General features: G+C 72.1%; 12 protein-coding genes. 4 read left to right on the top strand and 8 right to left on the bottom strand.

Annotated features, from left to right (window positions below; genetic code table 11):
- Positions 1-94: 94 nt before the first annotated feature.
- The 6 genes from fusA to BN3794_RS04480 all read right to left on the bottom strand — a co-directional run bounded on the left by fusA (position 95) and on the right by BN3794_RS04480 (position 7578).
- Positions 95-2215: an elongation factor G gene (gene fusA, locus BN3794_RS04505; RefSeq protein ID WP_066096992.1), complete on the bottom strand. Its 2121-nt coding sequence runs from the start codon at positions 2213-2215 to the stop codon at positions 95-97.
- Positions 2216-2323: 108 nt separating this feature from the next.
- Positions 2324-3148, bottom strand: coding sequence for an S-formylglutathione hydrolase (gene fghA / locus BN3794_RS04500; protein WP_066096989.1), 825 nt, complete (start codon positions 3146-3148; stop codon positions 2324-2326).
- Positions 3149-3762: 614 nt separating this feature from the next.
- Positions 3763-4872, bottom strand: coding sequence for an S-(hydroxymethyl)glutathione dehydrogenase/class III alcohol dehydrogenase (locus BN3794_RS04495; RefSeq protein WP_066093979.1), 1110 nt, complete (start codon positions 4870-4872; stop codon positions 3763-3765).
- A 55-nt stretch (positions 4873-4927) separates the two neighbouring features.
- Positions 4928-5203, bottom strand: coding sequence for a formaldehyde-responsive transcriptional repressor FrmR (gene frmR / locus BN3794_RS04490; RefSeq protein WP_066093976.1), 276 nt, complete (start codon positions 5201-5203; stop codon positions 4928-4930).
- Positions 5204-5297: 94 nt separating this feature from the next.
- Positions 5298-6503, bottom strand: coding sequence for a hypothetical protein (locus tag BN3794_RS04485; protein ID WP_147675653.1), 1206 nt, complete (start codon positions 6501-6503; stop codon positions 5298-5300).
- Between the two features lie 67 nt (positions 6504-6570).
- On the bottom strand, positions 6571-7578 hold the full coding sequence (locus BN3794_RS04480) for a glycosyltransferase (RefSeq protein ID WP_066093970.1): 1008 nt from the start codon (positions 7576-7578) through the stop codon (positions 6571-6573).
- Between the two features lie 152 nt (positions 7579-7730).
- On the opposite strand from BN3794_RS04480, the gene BN3794_RS04475 reads away from it, so the two are divergent.
- On the top strand, positions 7731-8450 hold the full coding sequence (locus BN3794_RS04475) for a response regulator (protein ID WP_066093967.1): 720 nt from the start codon (positions 7731-7733) through the stop codon (positions 8448-8450).
- Positions 8447-9976, top strand: a complete 1530-nt coding sequence (locus BN3794_RS04470; RefSeq protein ID WP_066093964.1) for an ATP-binding protein — start codon at positions 8447-8449, stop codon at positions 9974-9976. The genes BN3794_RS04475 and BN3794_RS04470 overlap by 4 nt, the downstream gene beginning before the upstream one ends.
- Here BN3794_RS04470 and BN3794_RS04465 read toward each other — a convergent pair.
- On the bottom strand, positions 9970-11352 hold the full coding sequence (locus BN3794_RS04465) for a glutamate--cysteine ligase (RefSeq protein WP_425476707.1): 1383 nt from the start codon (positions 11350-11352) through the stop codon (positions 9970-9972). The genes BN3794_RS04470 and BN3794_RS04465 overlap by 7 nt on opposite strands.
- 164 nt (positions 11353-11516) lie before the next feature.
- On the opposite strand from BN3794_RS04465, the gene BN3794_RS04460 reads away from it, so the two are divergent.
- A complete protein-coding gene (locus BN3794_RS04460) occupies positions 11517-12230 on the top strand; it encodes a VIT1/CCC1 transporter family protein (RefSeq protein ID WP_066093959.1) in 714 nt (237 codons plus the stop codon).
- A gap of 51 nt (positions 12231-12281) precedes the next feature.
- On the opposite strand, the gene yihA is transcribed toward BN3794_RS04460, so the two are convergent.
- The gene (gene yihA / locus BN3794_RS04455; RefSeq protein ID WP_066093957.1) at positions 12282-12899 is read right to left on the bottom strand and encodes a ribosome biogenesis GTP-binding protein YihA/YsxC; all 618 of its coding nucleotides are present in this window, start codon (positions 12897-12899) and stop codon (positions 12282-12284) included.
- Positions 12900-13059: 160 nt separating this feature from the next.
- Here yihA and BN3794_RS04450 point away from each other — a divergent pair, with 160 nt between their 5' ends.
- Positions 13060-13848 carry a c-type cytochrome gene (locus BN3794_RS04450; protein ID WP_066093954.1) on the top strand — a complete coding sequence of 263 codons (789 nt, stop codon included), beginning with the start codon at positions 13060-13062 and terminating at the stop codon, positions 13846-13848.
- The last annotated feature ends 75 nt before the right edge of the window (positions 13849-13923 follow it).

Raw genomic sequence — 13923 nt, 5'->3', positions numbered from 1 at the left:
CGTACCGGGCAGTCCCGGCTCCCGGGGCAAGAAAGGGCGCGACCCGACGGCCGCGTCCTTCGTCTCTTCCGCGCCGGCGCCGGCCGCACCGGCCTCAGCCGCGGCGCCCGCCCTGCGGACGCGCGGCCACCACCGCCTCGACCACGTTGCGCGGCGCCTCGGCGTAGCGCTTGAACTCCATCGAGTACGAGGCGCGCCCCTGGGTCATCGAGCGCAGCGTGGTGGAATAGCCGAACATCTCCGCCAGCGGCACCTCGGCGCGGATGGCCTTGCCGCCGCCGCCGGCGATCTCGTCCATGCCCTGCACCAGCCCGCGCCGCGAGGACAGGTCCCCCATCACCGTGCCGGCGTATTCCTCCGGCGTCTCCACCTCGACCGCCATCATCGGCTCCAGCAGCACCGGGCCGGCGCGCTTGCAGGCCTCGCGGAAGGCGAAGATCGCCGCCATCTTGAAGGCCAGTTCGGAGGAGTCCACGTCGTGGTAGGAGCCGAACACCAGGTGCGCCTTGACGTCCACCACCGGGTAGCCGGCCACCACGCCCTCGCCCAGCGCCTCGGTCACGCCCTTTTCCACCGCCGGGATGAACTCGCGCGGGATCACGCCGCCCTTGATCTCGTCGAGGAACTCGAAGCCCTTGCCGGCCTCGTTCGGCTCCACGGTGAGCACCACGTGGCCGTACTGGCCCTTGCCGCCGGACTGGCGCACGAACTTGCCTTCCACGTCCTTGGCGGTGCCGCGGATGGTCTCGCGGTAGGCCACCTGCGGCCGGCCGACGTTGGCCTCCACGCCGAACTCGCGGCGCAGCCGGTCGACGATGATCTCCAGGTGCAGCTCGCCCATGCCGCCGATGATGGTCTGCCCGGACTCCTCGTCGCTGCGCACCCGGAAGGACGGATCCTCCGCGGCCAGCCGCGCCAGCGCCAGGCCCATCTTCTCCTGGTCGGTCTTGGTCCTGGGCTCGATCGCCTGGGCGATCACCGGCTCGGGGAACTCCATGCGTTCCAGGGTGATCACCGCGGCCGGATCGCACAGGGTGTCGCCGGTGGTGACGTCCTTCAGGCCGACGCAGGCGGCGATGTCGCCGGCGCAGATCTCGTCGATCTCCTGGCGCTCGTTGGCGTGCATCTGCACGATGCGGCCGATGCGCTCGCGCTTGCCCTTGACCGGGTTGTAGACGCTGTCGCCCTTGCGCAGCACGCCCGAGTACACGCGCACGAAGGTGAGCTGGCCGACGTAGGGATCGGTCATCAGCTTGAACGCCAGCGCCGAGAACTTCTCGTTGTCGTCGGAATGGCGCACCGCCGGGCGGCCGTCCTCGTCCAGGCCCTCCACCGGCGGCACGTCCACCGGCGAGGGCAGCAGCTCGACCACCGCGTCGAGCATGCGCTGCACGCCCTTGTTCTTGAACGCGCTGCCGCACAGCATCGGCTGGATCTCGCCGGCGATGGTGCGCGCGCGCAGGCCGGCGGTGATGTCGTCCTCGTCCAGGTCGCCCTGTTCGAGGTACTTGTCCATCAGCACCTCGTTGGCCTCGGCCGCGGCCTCGACCATGTGGCTGCGCCATTCGCGCGCGCTGTCCACCAGCTCGGCGGGGATGTCCTGGTAGCCGAAGCGCATGCCCTGGGTGGCCTCGTCCCAGACGATGGCCTTCATCCGGCGCAGGTCGACCACGCCGGCGAAACCTTCCTCCGCGCCGATCGGGATCACCACCGGCACCGGGTTGGCGCCGAGCCGGTCGACCATCATCTGGCGCACGCGGAAGAAATCCGAACCGACGCGGTCCATCTTGTTGACGAAGGCGATGCGCGGCACCTTGTACTTGTTGGCCTGGCGCCACACCGTCTCGGACTGCGGCTGCACCCCGCCGACCGCGTCGTAGACCATCACCGCACCGTCGAGCACGCGCATGGAGCGCTCCACCTCGATGGTGAAGTCCACGTGCCCCGGCGTGTCGATGATGTTGATCCGGTGCTCGGGCAGGGACTGGTCCATCCCGCGCCAGAAGCAGGTGGTGGCCGCCGAGGTGATGGTGATGCCGCGCTCCTGCTCCTGCGCCATCCAGTCCATCACCGCCGCGCCGTCGTGCACCTCGCCGATCTTGTGGCTCACCCCGGTGTAGAACAGGATGCGCTCGGTCGTGGTGGTCTTGCCGGCGTCGATGTGCGCGGAGATGCCGATGTTGCGGTAGCGTTCGATCGGAGTGTGGCGGGCCATGGCCATGCCTGCGTTTGCGGGAAGCGAAGGCGCACACGTTAGCGCCGGCGGCCGCGGCGGTGGCGTGAACGCTGCGTTCCACGCCACCGCGCCGGTCCGGATGCCCGCTCAGGCCTTCAGCGCCGCCGCGTGGTGGGCGATGTGCTCGCCGATGAAGCTGGCGATGAAGTAGTAGCTGTGGTCGTAGCCGGGCTGCATCCGCAGCAGCAGCGGATGGCCGGCGGCCTCGGCGGCGGCCTGCAGCAGCCACGGCCGGAGCTGGCCGTCGAGGAACTCGTCGTCCTGGCCCTGGTCGATCAGGATCGGCAACTTTTCCGCCGCGGTAGCGATCAGCTCGGTGGCATCCCACGCCTTCCATGCCTGGCGGTCGGGGCCGAGATAGGCGGTGAACGCCTTTTCCCCCCACGGCACCTGCGAGGGCGCCGCGATCGGTGCGAACGCCGACACGCTGCGGTAGCGCCCGGGATTGCGCAGCGCGGCCACCAGCGCGCCGTGCCCGCCCATCGAATGGCCGCTGATCGCGCGCGCCTGACTGGCCGGGAACTGGGCCTCCACCAGCGCCGGCAGCTCGTGGGCCACGTAGTCGTGCATGCGGTAGTGCCGCGCCCACGGCAGGGCGTCGGCATCGACGTAGAAGCCGGCACCCTGGCCCAGGTCGTAGCCTTCCGCATCGGCCACGCCTTCGCCGCGCGGGCTGGTGTCCGGCGCCACCAGGATGATGCCGTGCTCGGCGGCGTAGCGCTGCGCGCCGGCCTTGGTGATGAAGTTCTGCTCGTTGCAGGTCAGGCCCGAGAGCCAGTACAGCACCGGCAGCCGGGTACTGCCTTCCGCCTGCGGCGGCAGGTAGATGGCGAAACGCATCTGGCAGCCCAGCGCGGTGGAGCGATGCGACCACACCTCCTGGCGGCCGCCGAAGCAGGCATGCGATTCGATCTTCGCCGGCGGTTCGGCCGCGCTCGCCGCCGCGGTGCCGCCGGCACCCGGCGCTTCCCCGCCTGGCCGGACCGGGGGAGCGTCCTGCCCGGAACCGGGCTCGTAGTCGAGCTGGTAGACCAGCGTGCCGTGGATGTCCATGCCGTCGGTCTTGCGCACGCGCCGCGCCCAGAGGCGGCTGAACACGGCCTCCAGCACGTCGGCCGGGCCGCGGGCGAGGATCTCGTCGATATGGGCGGTGTCCCGCCCGTCCGGGAAGATCAGCTCGAAGTCCGCGTCGTCGATCTGGAAGAGGTCGTAGAGGGAGTTGCGTGCGCCGTCGATGACCTGGATGTTCTTCATGTTCGAGAGCCTTCTCCTGTGCGCGGCATCACCGCGCCGTTGTGGATGACATCGTCCCGCCGTTGCCGCGATCCGGTCGCGGCCGGTATCCGGCTGGCGGCCCGGTTGCGGCGGCCGCCGCTTCGTCCGACCGCCGCCGGCAACCGCCGTGCCGGCATGGCCAGGGCACTTCGGGCGATCGCGGTCGCAACGGCATCGCGCCGGCTCCGAACGCCGGATCCGTGCGCCTGCAGAGCGCGGACATGGCGGACGCGTTCGGGCCGGCCCATGCCTCAGTAGTGGACCACCGAACGGATCGACCTGCCTTCGTGCATCAGCTCGAAGGCGGTGTTGATATCGTCCAGCGGCATGGTGTGGGTGACGAACGGCGCCAGTTCGATCTCTCCCCTCATCGCGTCCTCGACCATGCCCGGCAGCTGCGTGCGGCCCTTCACCCCGCCGAAGGCGGTGCCCAGCCACCTGCGGCCGGTGACCAGCTGGAACGGGCGCGTGCTGATCTCGTGGCCGGCGCCGGCCACGCCGATGATTACCGACTGGCCCCAGCCGCGGTGCGCGCATTCCAGCGCCGCGCGCATCACGTTGACGTTGCCGATGCACTCGAAGCTGTGGTCCACGCCCCAGCCGGTCATCTCCACGATCACCTGCTGGATCGGCGTGTCGTGCTCCTTCGGGTTGACGCAGTCGGTGGCGCCGAACTGGCGCGCCAGCTCGAACTTAGACGGGTTGGTGTCGATGGCGATGATGCGCCCGGCCTTCGCCTGGCGCGCGCCCTGGATCACCGCAAGCCCAATGCCGCCCAGGCCGAACACCGCCACCGAGTCGCCTTCCTGCACTTTCGCGGTGTTGTGCACCGCGCCGATCCCGGTGGTCACGCCGCAGCCGAGCAGGCACACGTGCTCGGGGTTGGCCTGCGGGTTGATCTTCGCCAGCGACACCTCGGCCACCACCGTGTACTCGCTGAAGGTCGAGCAGCCCATGTAGTGGTACACCGGCTCGCCGTTGTAGGAGAAGCGGCTGGTGCCGTCGGGCATCACGCCCTTGCCCTGGGTGGCGCGCACCGCCACGCACAGGTTGGTCTTGCCCGACTTGCAGAACAGGCACTGCCCGCACTCGGCGGTGTACAGCGGGATCACGTGGTCGCCCGGCGCGACCGAGGTCACGCCCTCGCCGACCTCGACCACGATGCCGGCGCCCTCGTGGCCGAGCACGGCCGGGAACAGGCCTTCCGGGTCGTCGCCGGACAGGGTGAAGGCATCGGTGTGGCACACGCCGGTATGGGTGATCTTCACCAGCACCTCGCCGGCCCTGGGCGGGGCGACGTCGATCTCGACGATCTTCAGCGGTTCGCCTGCGGCGAAGGCGACGGCGGCACGGGACTTCATGGCGTTTCTCCGGGTCATGGGGTCCGGCCGGGGCCGGAAACGGTCGAGGGTCGAATCACTTCAGGTAGGAGCGCACCAGCGCGGTCATCTCGGCCACCCGTTCGGCACGGCCGGCCTCGTCGGCGGCGGGCTGGCCGAAGGTCTCGCGGACATGGGCCTCCAACACCTCGGACATCAGCCCGTTGACCGCGCCGCGGATGGCGGCGATCTGCTGCAGCACCGGCGCGCAGTCAGCACCGGCCTGCAACGCGCGCTCCAGCGCATCGCACTGGCCGCGGATGCGCCGCACCCGCGCCAGCACCCGCTTCTTCTCCTGCGGCGAATGCGGCATTGCGTCCTCCTGATACTGAGGGGGAGTATAAAGCGCCGGCGACGAAAAAGCCCGGCCTCCTGCGAGACCGGGCTTGCGGGGCACACACGATGGCTCAGTCGGCGGATCCGGGCTTGCGCGGCGGAGTGCCGGCCGGACGCTCGAATCCCTTGGACGCCAGGCACTGGTCCAGTTGCTGGCGCTGCGCGTCGGACAACCGGGGGCCGACCTCACGCCCGCCGGCGCCGCGTCCGCCAGGACCGGCCTGCTCCCCGTCCGGCGGGGCCTTGGCACCGTCCTTCGGATCGTGGCCGCCGGCCGGCGGCGTCGGCAGGCCGAGCGAAGCCGCACAGGCCTGCAGCGCCGCCTCGAACTTGGGGTCGTGGTGCCGCGGCGGTCCGGCCGGCGGCTCGAAGCCCTTGCCGCTCAGGCACTGGTCCAGCTGCTGGCGCTGCTCGTCCGACAGCCGCGGGCCGGGATCGTGCCCGCCAGGTCCCTGCTCGTCGGGACCGCGTCCACCGCGCCCACCGGGACCGCCGTGCCCGTCATGCGGCGGCGGTCCCTTCGCCCCCTCCTCCGGATCGTGCGGCGGCGGCAGGGTGACGCCGAGCGAGGTGGCGCATTCCTGCAGCGCCGCTTCGAACTTCGGGCCGTGGTGCCGCGGCGGGGCGCCCTCGGGATGCGCGAAACCCTTGCCCGCCAGGCACTGGTCCAGCTGCTGGCGCTGTTCGTCCGACAGCCGCGGGCCGGGATCGTGCCCGCCAGGTCCCTGCTCGTCGGGACCGCGCCCACCGGGACCGCCGTGCCCGTCATGCGGCGGCGGTCCCTTCGCCCCCTCCTCCGGATCGTGCGGCGGCGGCAGGGCGACGCCGAGCGAGGTGGCGCATTCCTGCAGCGCCGCTTCGAACTTCGGGTCGTGGTGCCGCGACGGGGCGCCCTTGGGATGCGCAAAACCCTTGCCCGCCAGGCACTGGTCCAGCTGCTGGTGCTGCGCTTCCGACAGCCGCGGACCGGGATCGCGCTCGCCGGAGCCGTCCTGCCGGTCATGCGGCGGCATCCCCTTCGCCCCTTCCTCCGGGCCACGCGGCGGTACCGGCAACGCGATGCCGAGCGAGGTGGCGCATTCGTGCAGCGCCGCTTCGAACTGCGGATCGTGGTGGGGGTGCGGCGGCGGCATCGGCCTGTCCGGCGGTGGCATCGGCCAGCCGCCGCCCGGGGCACGCGGGGTGGCGCACCCGCCCAGCACCAGCGCCGCGGCCATGCCCGCCACGATGGCCAGGGGGCGGGTGCGCCCCGTTCTCGTTCCTGCGGTTCTCTTCATTCGTCGGACCCCTTGAGGTTTGTCGTGGGTGGAAAGACGGCGCCCCCAGCGCCGCCGGAACAGGGATTCAGGCCGCGCGGTTGCCAGTGACGACCGCCGACTGGACGACCTCGTCGACGACCGCCTGGAACCGGGCCAGGAACTGGCCGCGCGCCTCCAGGAAGTGGCGCCGGGCGCCGTTCGAGCAATCCGCGCGCCGGGCCTCGTCCATGCCCAGCGCCGCCTCCACCGCGCGTTCGATCCCCACCGGCGCCACGTAGTGACGGGGCACCATCCCCTCCTCGCGCACCCGCTGCACCGGGATGTGGATCCCGAGCCCGGGTGGCACCAGCTCGGTCATCGGTTCGGCCCGCGTGGTCAGCACGATCGCGCCCACGCTCATGGCCTCCATCAGGTAATGGCCGTAGCCCTCCGCCTCGGACGGGCAGATGTGGAACAGGTGCGCGTTCTGCAGCGTGCGCAGCTCGGCATCGTCCAGGTAGGCGATGCGATGGTCGATGTTGGCGGCGCGCACCGGCACCTCGGCCATGCGCGGATGCTGCACCACGGTGAGCATCGGCCATTCCGGGTGGCCCAGCCAGGCATCCAGCAGTACCCGCGTCCCCTTGGCCCGGCTGCGCCCGGCCAGGTGGAAGAAGGCCGGCCGGCGCGGCACCTGCGCCTGCAGCCGGTCCTCGCTGGTGAACCCGATGTAGTCGGTGCGGCAGCCCAGCCCGGCGAACAGGCGCTCGGCATGCCGGGTCTTGCACAGCACCCGCTCGAACGCGGGCAGCAGCGGGCGCCACTTGTCCAGGAACCATTCCGGGTTGGGCACCAGCAGGTTGTGGCGGGCCAGCGGCAGGCAGCGCGGGTAGACCCGCTCGGAGAACACCTGCACGTCCGCCGGCCCGCGCCAGCGGCCTTCCATGGCCAGCCGCGCCTGCAGCAGGGCCTTGCCGGCCCCGCCGCTGCCGAAGCCGACGCTGTCCACGTGGCCGTAGGCGTGCAGTGCGTCGGCCATGATCGCCATGTCCCGGCTGAGGCCCACGCCATTGTCGCGGCTGACGATACGGATCCAGGGGGAAGAGGCGGACATGGGGGACTGGCCGGAGGAGAGGGGCGCTAGCTTGGCGCCCCGACTTACCGGCGCGTTGGCGTCCCTTGGCGTGCCCGCAGCACGCGTCGCCATCCTTTGACAATAACTGCGGCTAAGATGCTTCCCGGGTTTTTCCGTCTGGTCTGCATTGCATGAACGACACATCCGCCCGCCTGCTCGTCGTCGACGACGATCCGGACCTCCGCCGGCTGATCGGCGACTTCCTGGCCCAGCATGGCTACGAGGTACGCACTGCCGAAACCGTGGCCGCCATGCGCGAATGCATGACCGATTTCACGCCCGACCTGGTGGTCATGGACGTGATGATGCCCGGGGAGGACGGCCTGAGCGCCATCCGCCAGCTGCTGAGCGAACGCAACCCGCCGGCCGTGATCATGCTCAGCGCGCTCGGCAGCGACACCGACCGCATCGTCGGGCTGGAAGTGGGCGCCGACGACTACCTGTCCAAGCCCTGCAACCCGCGCGAACTGCTGGCGCGCGTGCGGGCATTGCTGCGCCGCAGCCGGCCGGCCGCGGCCAGCCCGGACAACCATGGCAACGTCTACGAATTCGGCGGCTGGCAGCTGGACGTGGTGCGGCGCGACCTGCGCGACCCGGACGGGGTGGTCATCAACCTCTCCGACGGCGAGTTCGCCCTGTTGCGCAGCTTCGTCGAGCATCCCCAGCGCGTGCTCAGCCGCGACCAGTTGCTGGACCACGCGCGCGGCCGCGACGCGGACGTGTACGACCGCGCCATCGACAGCCAGATCAGCCGCCTGCGCCGCAAGATCAACAGCCGCGGCCATGCCGAGCTGATCCGTACCGTGCGCAACGAGGGCTACATGCTGCTGCCGACGGTCAACCGGCCGTGACAGGCCGGCCGCGCACCGGCCTGTCGCTGTTTGCCCGCACCTTCCTGCTGCTGATCGTCTCGCTGCTGGTGGCGCAGGGCATCGGCCTGGCCCTGCTGCTCACCCGCACCGCCCTGCGCCCGCCGCGCTTCACCCTGACCGAGGTGGTGGCGCTGCTGTCCAGCCGCATCCCACCCAGCGACAGCAAGCTCAAGGTCACCACCACGGCCACGCCGCCGGTGCCGCCGCACGGCGGCGGCTACCGCGCCGACGCCGGCATGCAGCGGATCCTGGCCGAATGGCTCGACCAGCCGGTGGCGACGGTGCGCTTCTACGTCAGCACGCCGACCGCCCTGCCCTGGAACATGCCGCTCATGGACGGCCCGGCCACGGCCCCGGCCGGCCCCGGCGACGATGGTCCGATCCGCCGCGGCCCCGGACCGGATGGCGGCCCGCCCTTCGCGCATCCCCACCCCGAGGACACCCTGGCCGACCGGCAGGGCCCGGGCGGCCCCGATGCCGGCCGGCGGCCGCCGTTCTCGCTGCCGCCGATGGGGCCGGGGGCGACCCTGCGCGGCAACTTCGTCGCCGCCGCCCGCAGCGCCGACGGCCGCTGGCGGGGGGTGGAGTACCACGACACCGCGCCGGCGGCCTTCATCCGCCACCAGGTGTTGTTGCTGCTGCTGCTCGGCGCCCTGGCCATGCTGCCGCTGGCCTGGTGGTTCTCGCGCGCCCTGGCCGCGCCGATCCGCCGCTTCGCCGAGGCCGCCGACCGCCTGGGGCGCGACCCGCACGCCCCGCCGCTGCCGACCAACGGCGCCGCCGAGCTGGCCCAGGCGGCGGCCTCGTTCAACACCATGCAAGGACGCATCAACCGCCTGCTGGACGAGCGCACGCAGATGGTCGGCGCGATCGCCCACGACCTGCGCACGCCGCTGGCGCGGCTCAGCTTCCGCCTGGACGGGCTGCCGACCGACCAGCGCGACAAGGCCGACGCCGACATCGAGGAGATGAAGAACATGATCTCCGCGGCGCTGGATTTCCTGCGCAACCAGGCCAGCCCGCACAAGCGCCAGCGCCTGGACTTCGGCCTGCTGGTGGAAAGCGTGGTGGACGGGATGACCGACATGGGCCGCGACGTTACCCTGGACGGCCAGGCCGGCGCGGTGCTGGCCGGCGACCCGGACGGCCTGCGCCGGGTGATCGCCAACCTGGTCGAGAACGCGCTCAAGTACGGCCACCGCGCGCGCCTGTCGCTGCACAACCAGGGCGATCACTGCGAGCTGTGGGTGGACGACGACGGCCCGGGCGTGCCGGAAGGCATGCAGGAACGGCTGCTGCTGCCGTTCGTGCGCGGTGAGGCCTCGCGCAATCGCGACACCGGCGGCATCGGCCTGGGCCTGTCGGTGGCCCACGACGTGGTGCTGGCCCACGGCGGCGAACTGCACCTGGTCAACCGCCCCGAAGGCGGCCTGCGCGCGATCGTGCGCCTGCCGTGCGAACCGGCCACGAAACAGGCCGCGAACCAGGCTCCCCCGCCTCAGTAGGCGAAGTCCTCGAACACCCGGTCCACGTCGCCGCGCCACGGCCCTTCGAACAGGTCCAGCTTGACGTCGGCCGGGGTGCGGCCGCTGCCGGCGATGCCCAGCAGCGGCGCCAGGTAGGCGCTCTCGTCGTTGCCCTCGGCATCGCGGCAGGCGCGCCGGCGCAGGCCTTCGGCGGAGATCTCCAGCGCACGCACGGCCAGCTCGCGCACCGTGCCGTTGCGGAAGGGCAGCGCCAGCCCCTGCCTCGGCACGCCATCGCGCAGCGCGTGGCGCTCGGCGAGGGTGAAGTCCTTGACCAGGTCCCAGGCCGCCTCCAGGGCCGCGCCGTCGTACAGCAGGCCGACCCAGAACGCCGGCAGCGCGTACAGGCGGTCGGCGGTACCGGCATCGGCACCGCGCATCTCCAGGTACTTCTTCAGCCGTACCTCGGGGAACGCGGTGGTCATGTGGTCGGACCAGTCGCGCAGGGTCGGCAGCTGGCCCGGCAGCGCCGGCAGGCGCCCGGCCAGGAAGTCGCGGAAGCTCTGCCCGGCCACGTCCAGGTAGCGCCCGTCGCGGGCGACGAAGTACATCGGCACGTCCAGCAGGTAATCCACGTAGCGCTCGAAGCCGAACCCGTCCTCGAACACGAAGTCGAGCATGCCGGTGCGACCGGCGTCGGTGTCGGTCCAGATGTGCGAGCGGTACGAGCGGTAGCCGTTGGGCCGCCCCTCGGTGAACGGCGAATCGGCGAACAGCGCGGTGGCCAGCGGCTGCAAGGCCAGCGAGGTGCGGAACTTCTTCACCATGTCCGCCTCGCTGCCGAAGTCCAGGTTGACCTGCACCGTGCAGGTGCGGGTCATCATGTCCAGGCCCAGCGACCCGACGCGCGGCATGTAGTCGCGCATGATCCGGTAGCGCCCCTTGGGCATCCACGGCATGTCCGCGCGCGCCCACTTGGGCTGGAAGCCCATGCCCAGGAATCCCAGGCCGAGCGCGTCGCCCACTTCCTTCACCTCGGCCAGGTGGACCTCGATCTCGGCGCGGGTCTGGTGGACGTTCTCCAGCGCCGCCCCGGACAGTTCCAGCTGGCCGGCCGGCTCGAGCGTGACCGAGGCGCCGTCGCGGAGCAGGGCGATGACACGCCCGTCCTCGCGCTGCGGTTCCCAGCCGAAGCGCACCAGCCCTTGGAGCAGCGCCTCGATGCCGCGCTCGCCGTCGAAGGCCGGCGGACGCAGGTCGTCGCGGCGGAAGCCGAACTTCTCGTGCTCGGTGCCGATGCGCCACTGCGCGGCCGGCCGTGCGCCGGAGGCGATGGCCTCGACCAGCTGGCGGCGGTCGGTGATCGGGGTATCGGCGACGTGGCTGGGACTCGACAAGGTGCGGCTCGCATGCAGGGGACCGGCGGGAACGGCCCCGCACGGGCTGGCGACTATACCGTGGCCCCGGCCGCCGCCACATCCACGCCGGCGGGATCGCTGTATTCCATTGCCGCCACGCCCGTGCGGGAAAACGAGAATCAAGTCGGCGTCCCGGCGGCCGCCCGGCTAGGCTTTGCGCCATGGACTACCCGCATCGCCATCATCACCAGGAAGTGCACTACGCCCAGCGCGCCGGCTGGCTGCGCGCGGCGGTGCTCGGCGCCAACGACGGCATCGTCTCCATCGCCGGCCTGGTGGTGGGCGTGGCCTCCAGCCACGCCTCCTCCACCGCGATCCTCGCCACCGGCATCGCCGGCACCGTGGCGGCGGCCATGTCCATGGCCGCCGGCGAGTACGTCTCGGTGCAGACCCAGGCCGATACCGAGAAGGCCGACCTGGAGAAGGAGAAGCACGAGCTGCACCACAATCCGGAAGCGGAGCTGGAGGAGCTGGCCGCGATCTACCGCCAGCGCGGCCTCTCGCCGCGGCTGGCCTCCGAGGTGGCGCGCGAGCTGAGCGCGCACAACGCCCTGGCCGCCCACGCCCGCGACGAGCTCGGCATCACCCACACCCTGCGCCCGCGCCCGGTGCAGGCGGCCCTGGCCTCGGCGGCGGCGTTCTGCAGCGGCGCGTTGCTGCCGATCGGCGCGGCGCTGTACGCGCCGGCGCGCTACGTCGGCGAGGTCACCACGATCGTCACCCTGGCCGGGCTGAGCATCACCGGCGCGCTGGCCGCCCATGCCGGCGGGGCGCCGCCGCTGCGCGGCGCGGCGCGGGTGGTGTTCTGGGGCGCGCTGGCGATGGCCGCCGCCAGCCTGATCGGGCGCCTGTTCGACGTGCGGGTGACCGGCTGACCCGACGGCCGCGGCGGCGACACCGGCGGGAAACCGCGAACGCGCGACGGACTACGGGGCGGACGCGCTCTCCAGGCCCAGCCAGGCGGCGACCACGCCCCCGGCTTCCTCCACGCCGATCTTCGACTCGGCCGAGAAGGCCTGCACCGTCACTCCGTCGCCGAAGCGCGCGGCCAGCTCCTTCCTGGCCTGCTGCAACGCCTGGGCCTGCTGGCCGCGGCCGAGCTTGTCGGCCTTGGTGAGCAGGCCGTGCGCGGGCAGGCCGCGCTCGACCGCATAGGCGAGCATCTGCAGGTCGTAGTCCTTCAACGGATGGCGGATGTCCATCACCACCACCAGCCCGGCCAGCGCGTGGCGGGTGCGGAAGTAGCGGTCGATGAAGGCCTGCCAGTGCACCTGCAGTTCCGGCGGCACCTTGGCGTAGCCGTAGCCGGGCAGGTCCACCAGGTGGCGCCCGGGTTCGACCTCGAAATAGACCAGCTGCTGGGTGCGCCCCGGGGTCTTGGACACGCGCGCCAGCGCGTTGCGCCGGGTCAGCGCGTTGAGCGCGCTGGACTTGCCGGCGTTGGAGCGCCCGGCGAAGGCCACCTCGCGGCCCTCGTCCGGCGGCAACTGGCCGGCGTTGTGGGCGGAAAGCAGGTAGCGGGCGCGTTCGAGGGGCAGGGGCATGGCGGCGGGCCGGACATCGGAGGCCGGCCAGTGTATGCCATGCCCGGCGGCGGCCCGGCCCGGGGCGCTTCCGGTTTGACCCTTGCTGCGGCGCCGCGGAATAATCGGGCGGCCCTGCCAGGAACGCCCGGCGCGGCGCCTTCCGAGCCGGAGCTCCCGCATGCCACGAGGTCTGATCGTCCCCGCCGTAGGCCTTGCCCTGGCCGGCCTGGCCTTCGCCCTGGCGCGGGCACAGAGCACGGCCATCCCGGTGCCGGACGCGGCGCCGGTGCAGGTCGCCTCGCTGGATGTCAGCCTGGCCGGCACGCGGCCGGGCGATCCCGCCGCCGGCGAGGCCAAGGCCGCGACCTGCCTGGCCTGCCACGGCCCGGACGGCAACTCGCCGATCGACATGTACCCGCGCCTGGCCGGCCAGAGCGAACGCTATGTCGCCGAGCAGCTGGCGCTGATCGCCAACGGCCGGCGCCACGGCGGCATGACCGCGGTGATGCTGCCGTTCGTGCAGGACCTGAGCGCGCAGGACATGCGCGACATCGGCGCCTGGTACGCCGGCCGCCACGGCGAGGCCGGGGTGGCCGAGGACACGGCGATCGCGGAAGGCCCGTATGCCGGCATGAAGCTGCACCAGGTCGGCGAGCGCCTGTACCGCGGCGGCGATGCCGCGCGCGGATTGCCGGCGTGCCTGGCCTGCCACGGGCCGGCCGGCGCGGGCAACCCCGCCCCCCCGTGGCCGCGCATCGGTGGCCAGCATGCGGCCTACGCGGCCCGGCGCCTGGAGGAATACCGTGCCGGGGCGGACGGCCCCGGCGCCGCCGACACGCCCGCCTTCGCCACCATGCACCAGGTGGCGCGCACCCTGACCGACCAGGAGATCCAGGGCCTGTCCGCCTACCTGCAGGGCCTGCACGACCGCCACGAGGACCTGGCCCACGCCCCGGCGGCACCTTGAACCGCCCGGCGACGGTCTACCATGGCCGCCCGCATTCCTTCGTTCATCCCGCCCGCCGGCCGTTGCCGGTGTCTT

The sequence above is a fragment of the Xanthomonas massiliensis genome (genome assembly GCF_900018785.1).
Lineage (GTDB): Bacteria > Pseudomonadota > Gammaproteobacteria > Xanthomonadales > Xanthomonadaceae > Xanthomonas_B > Xanthomonas_B massiliensis.
Note: the sequence above shows the minus strand (reverse complement) of the source record. Positions and strands in the feature narration are given on the sequence as shown.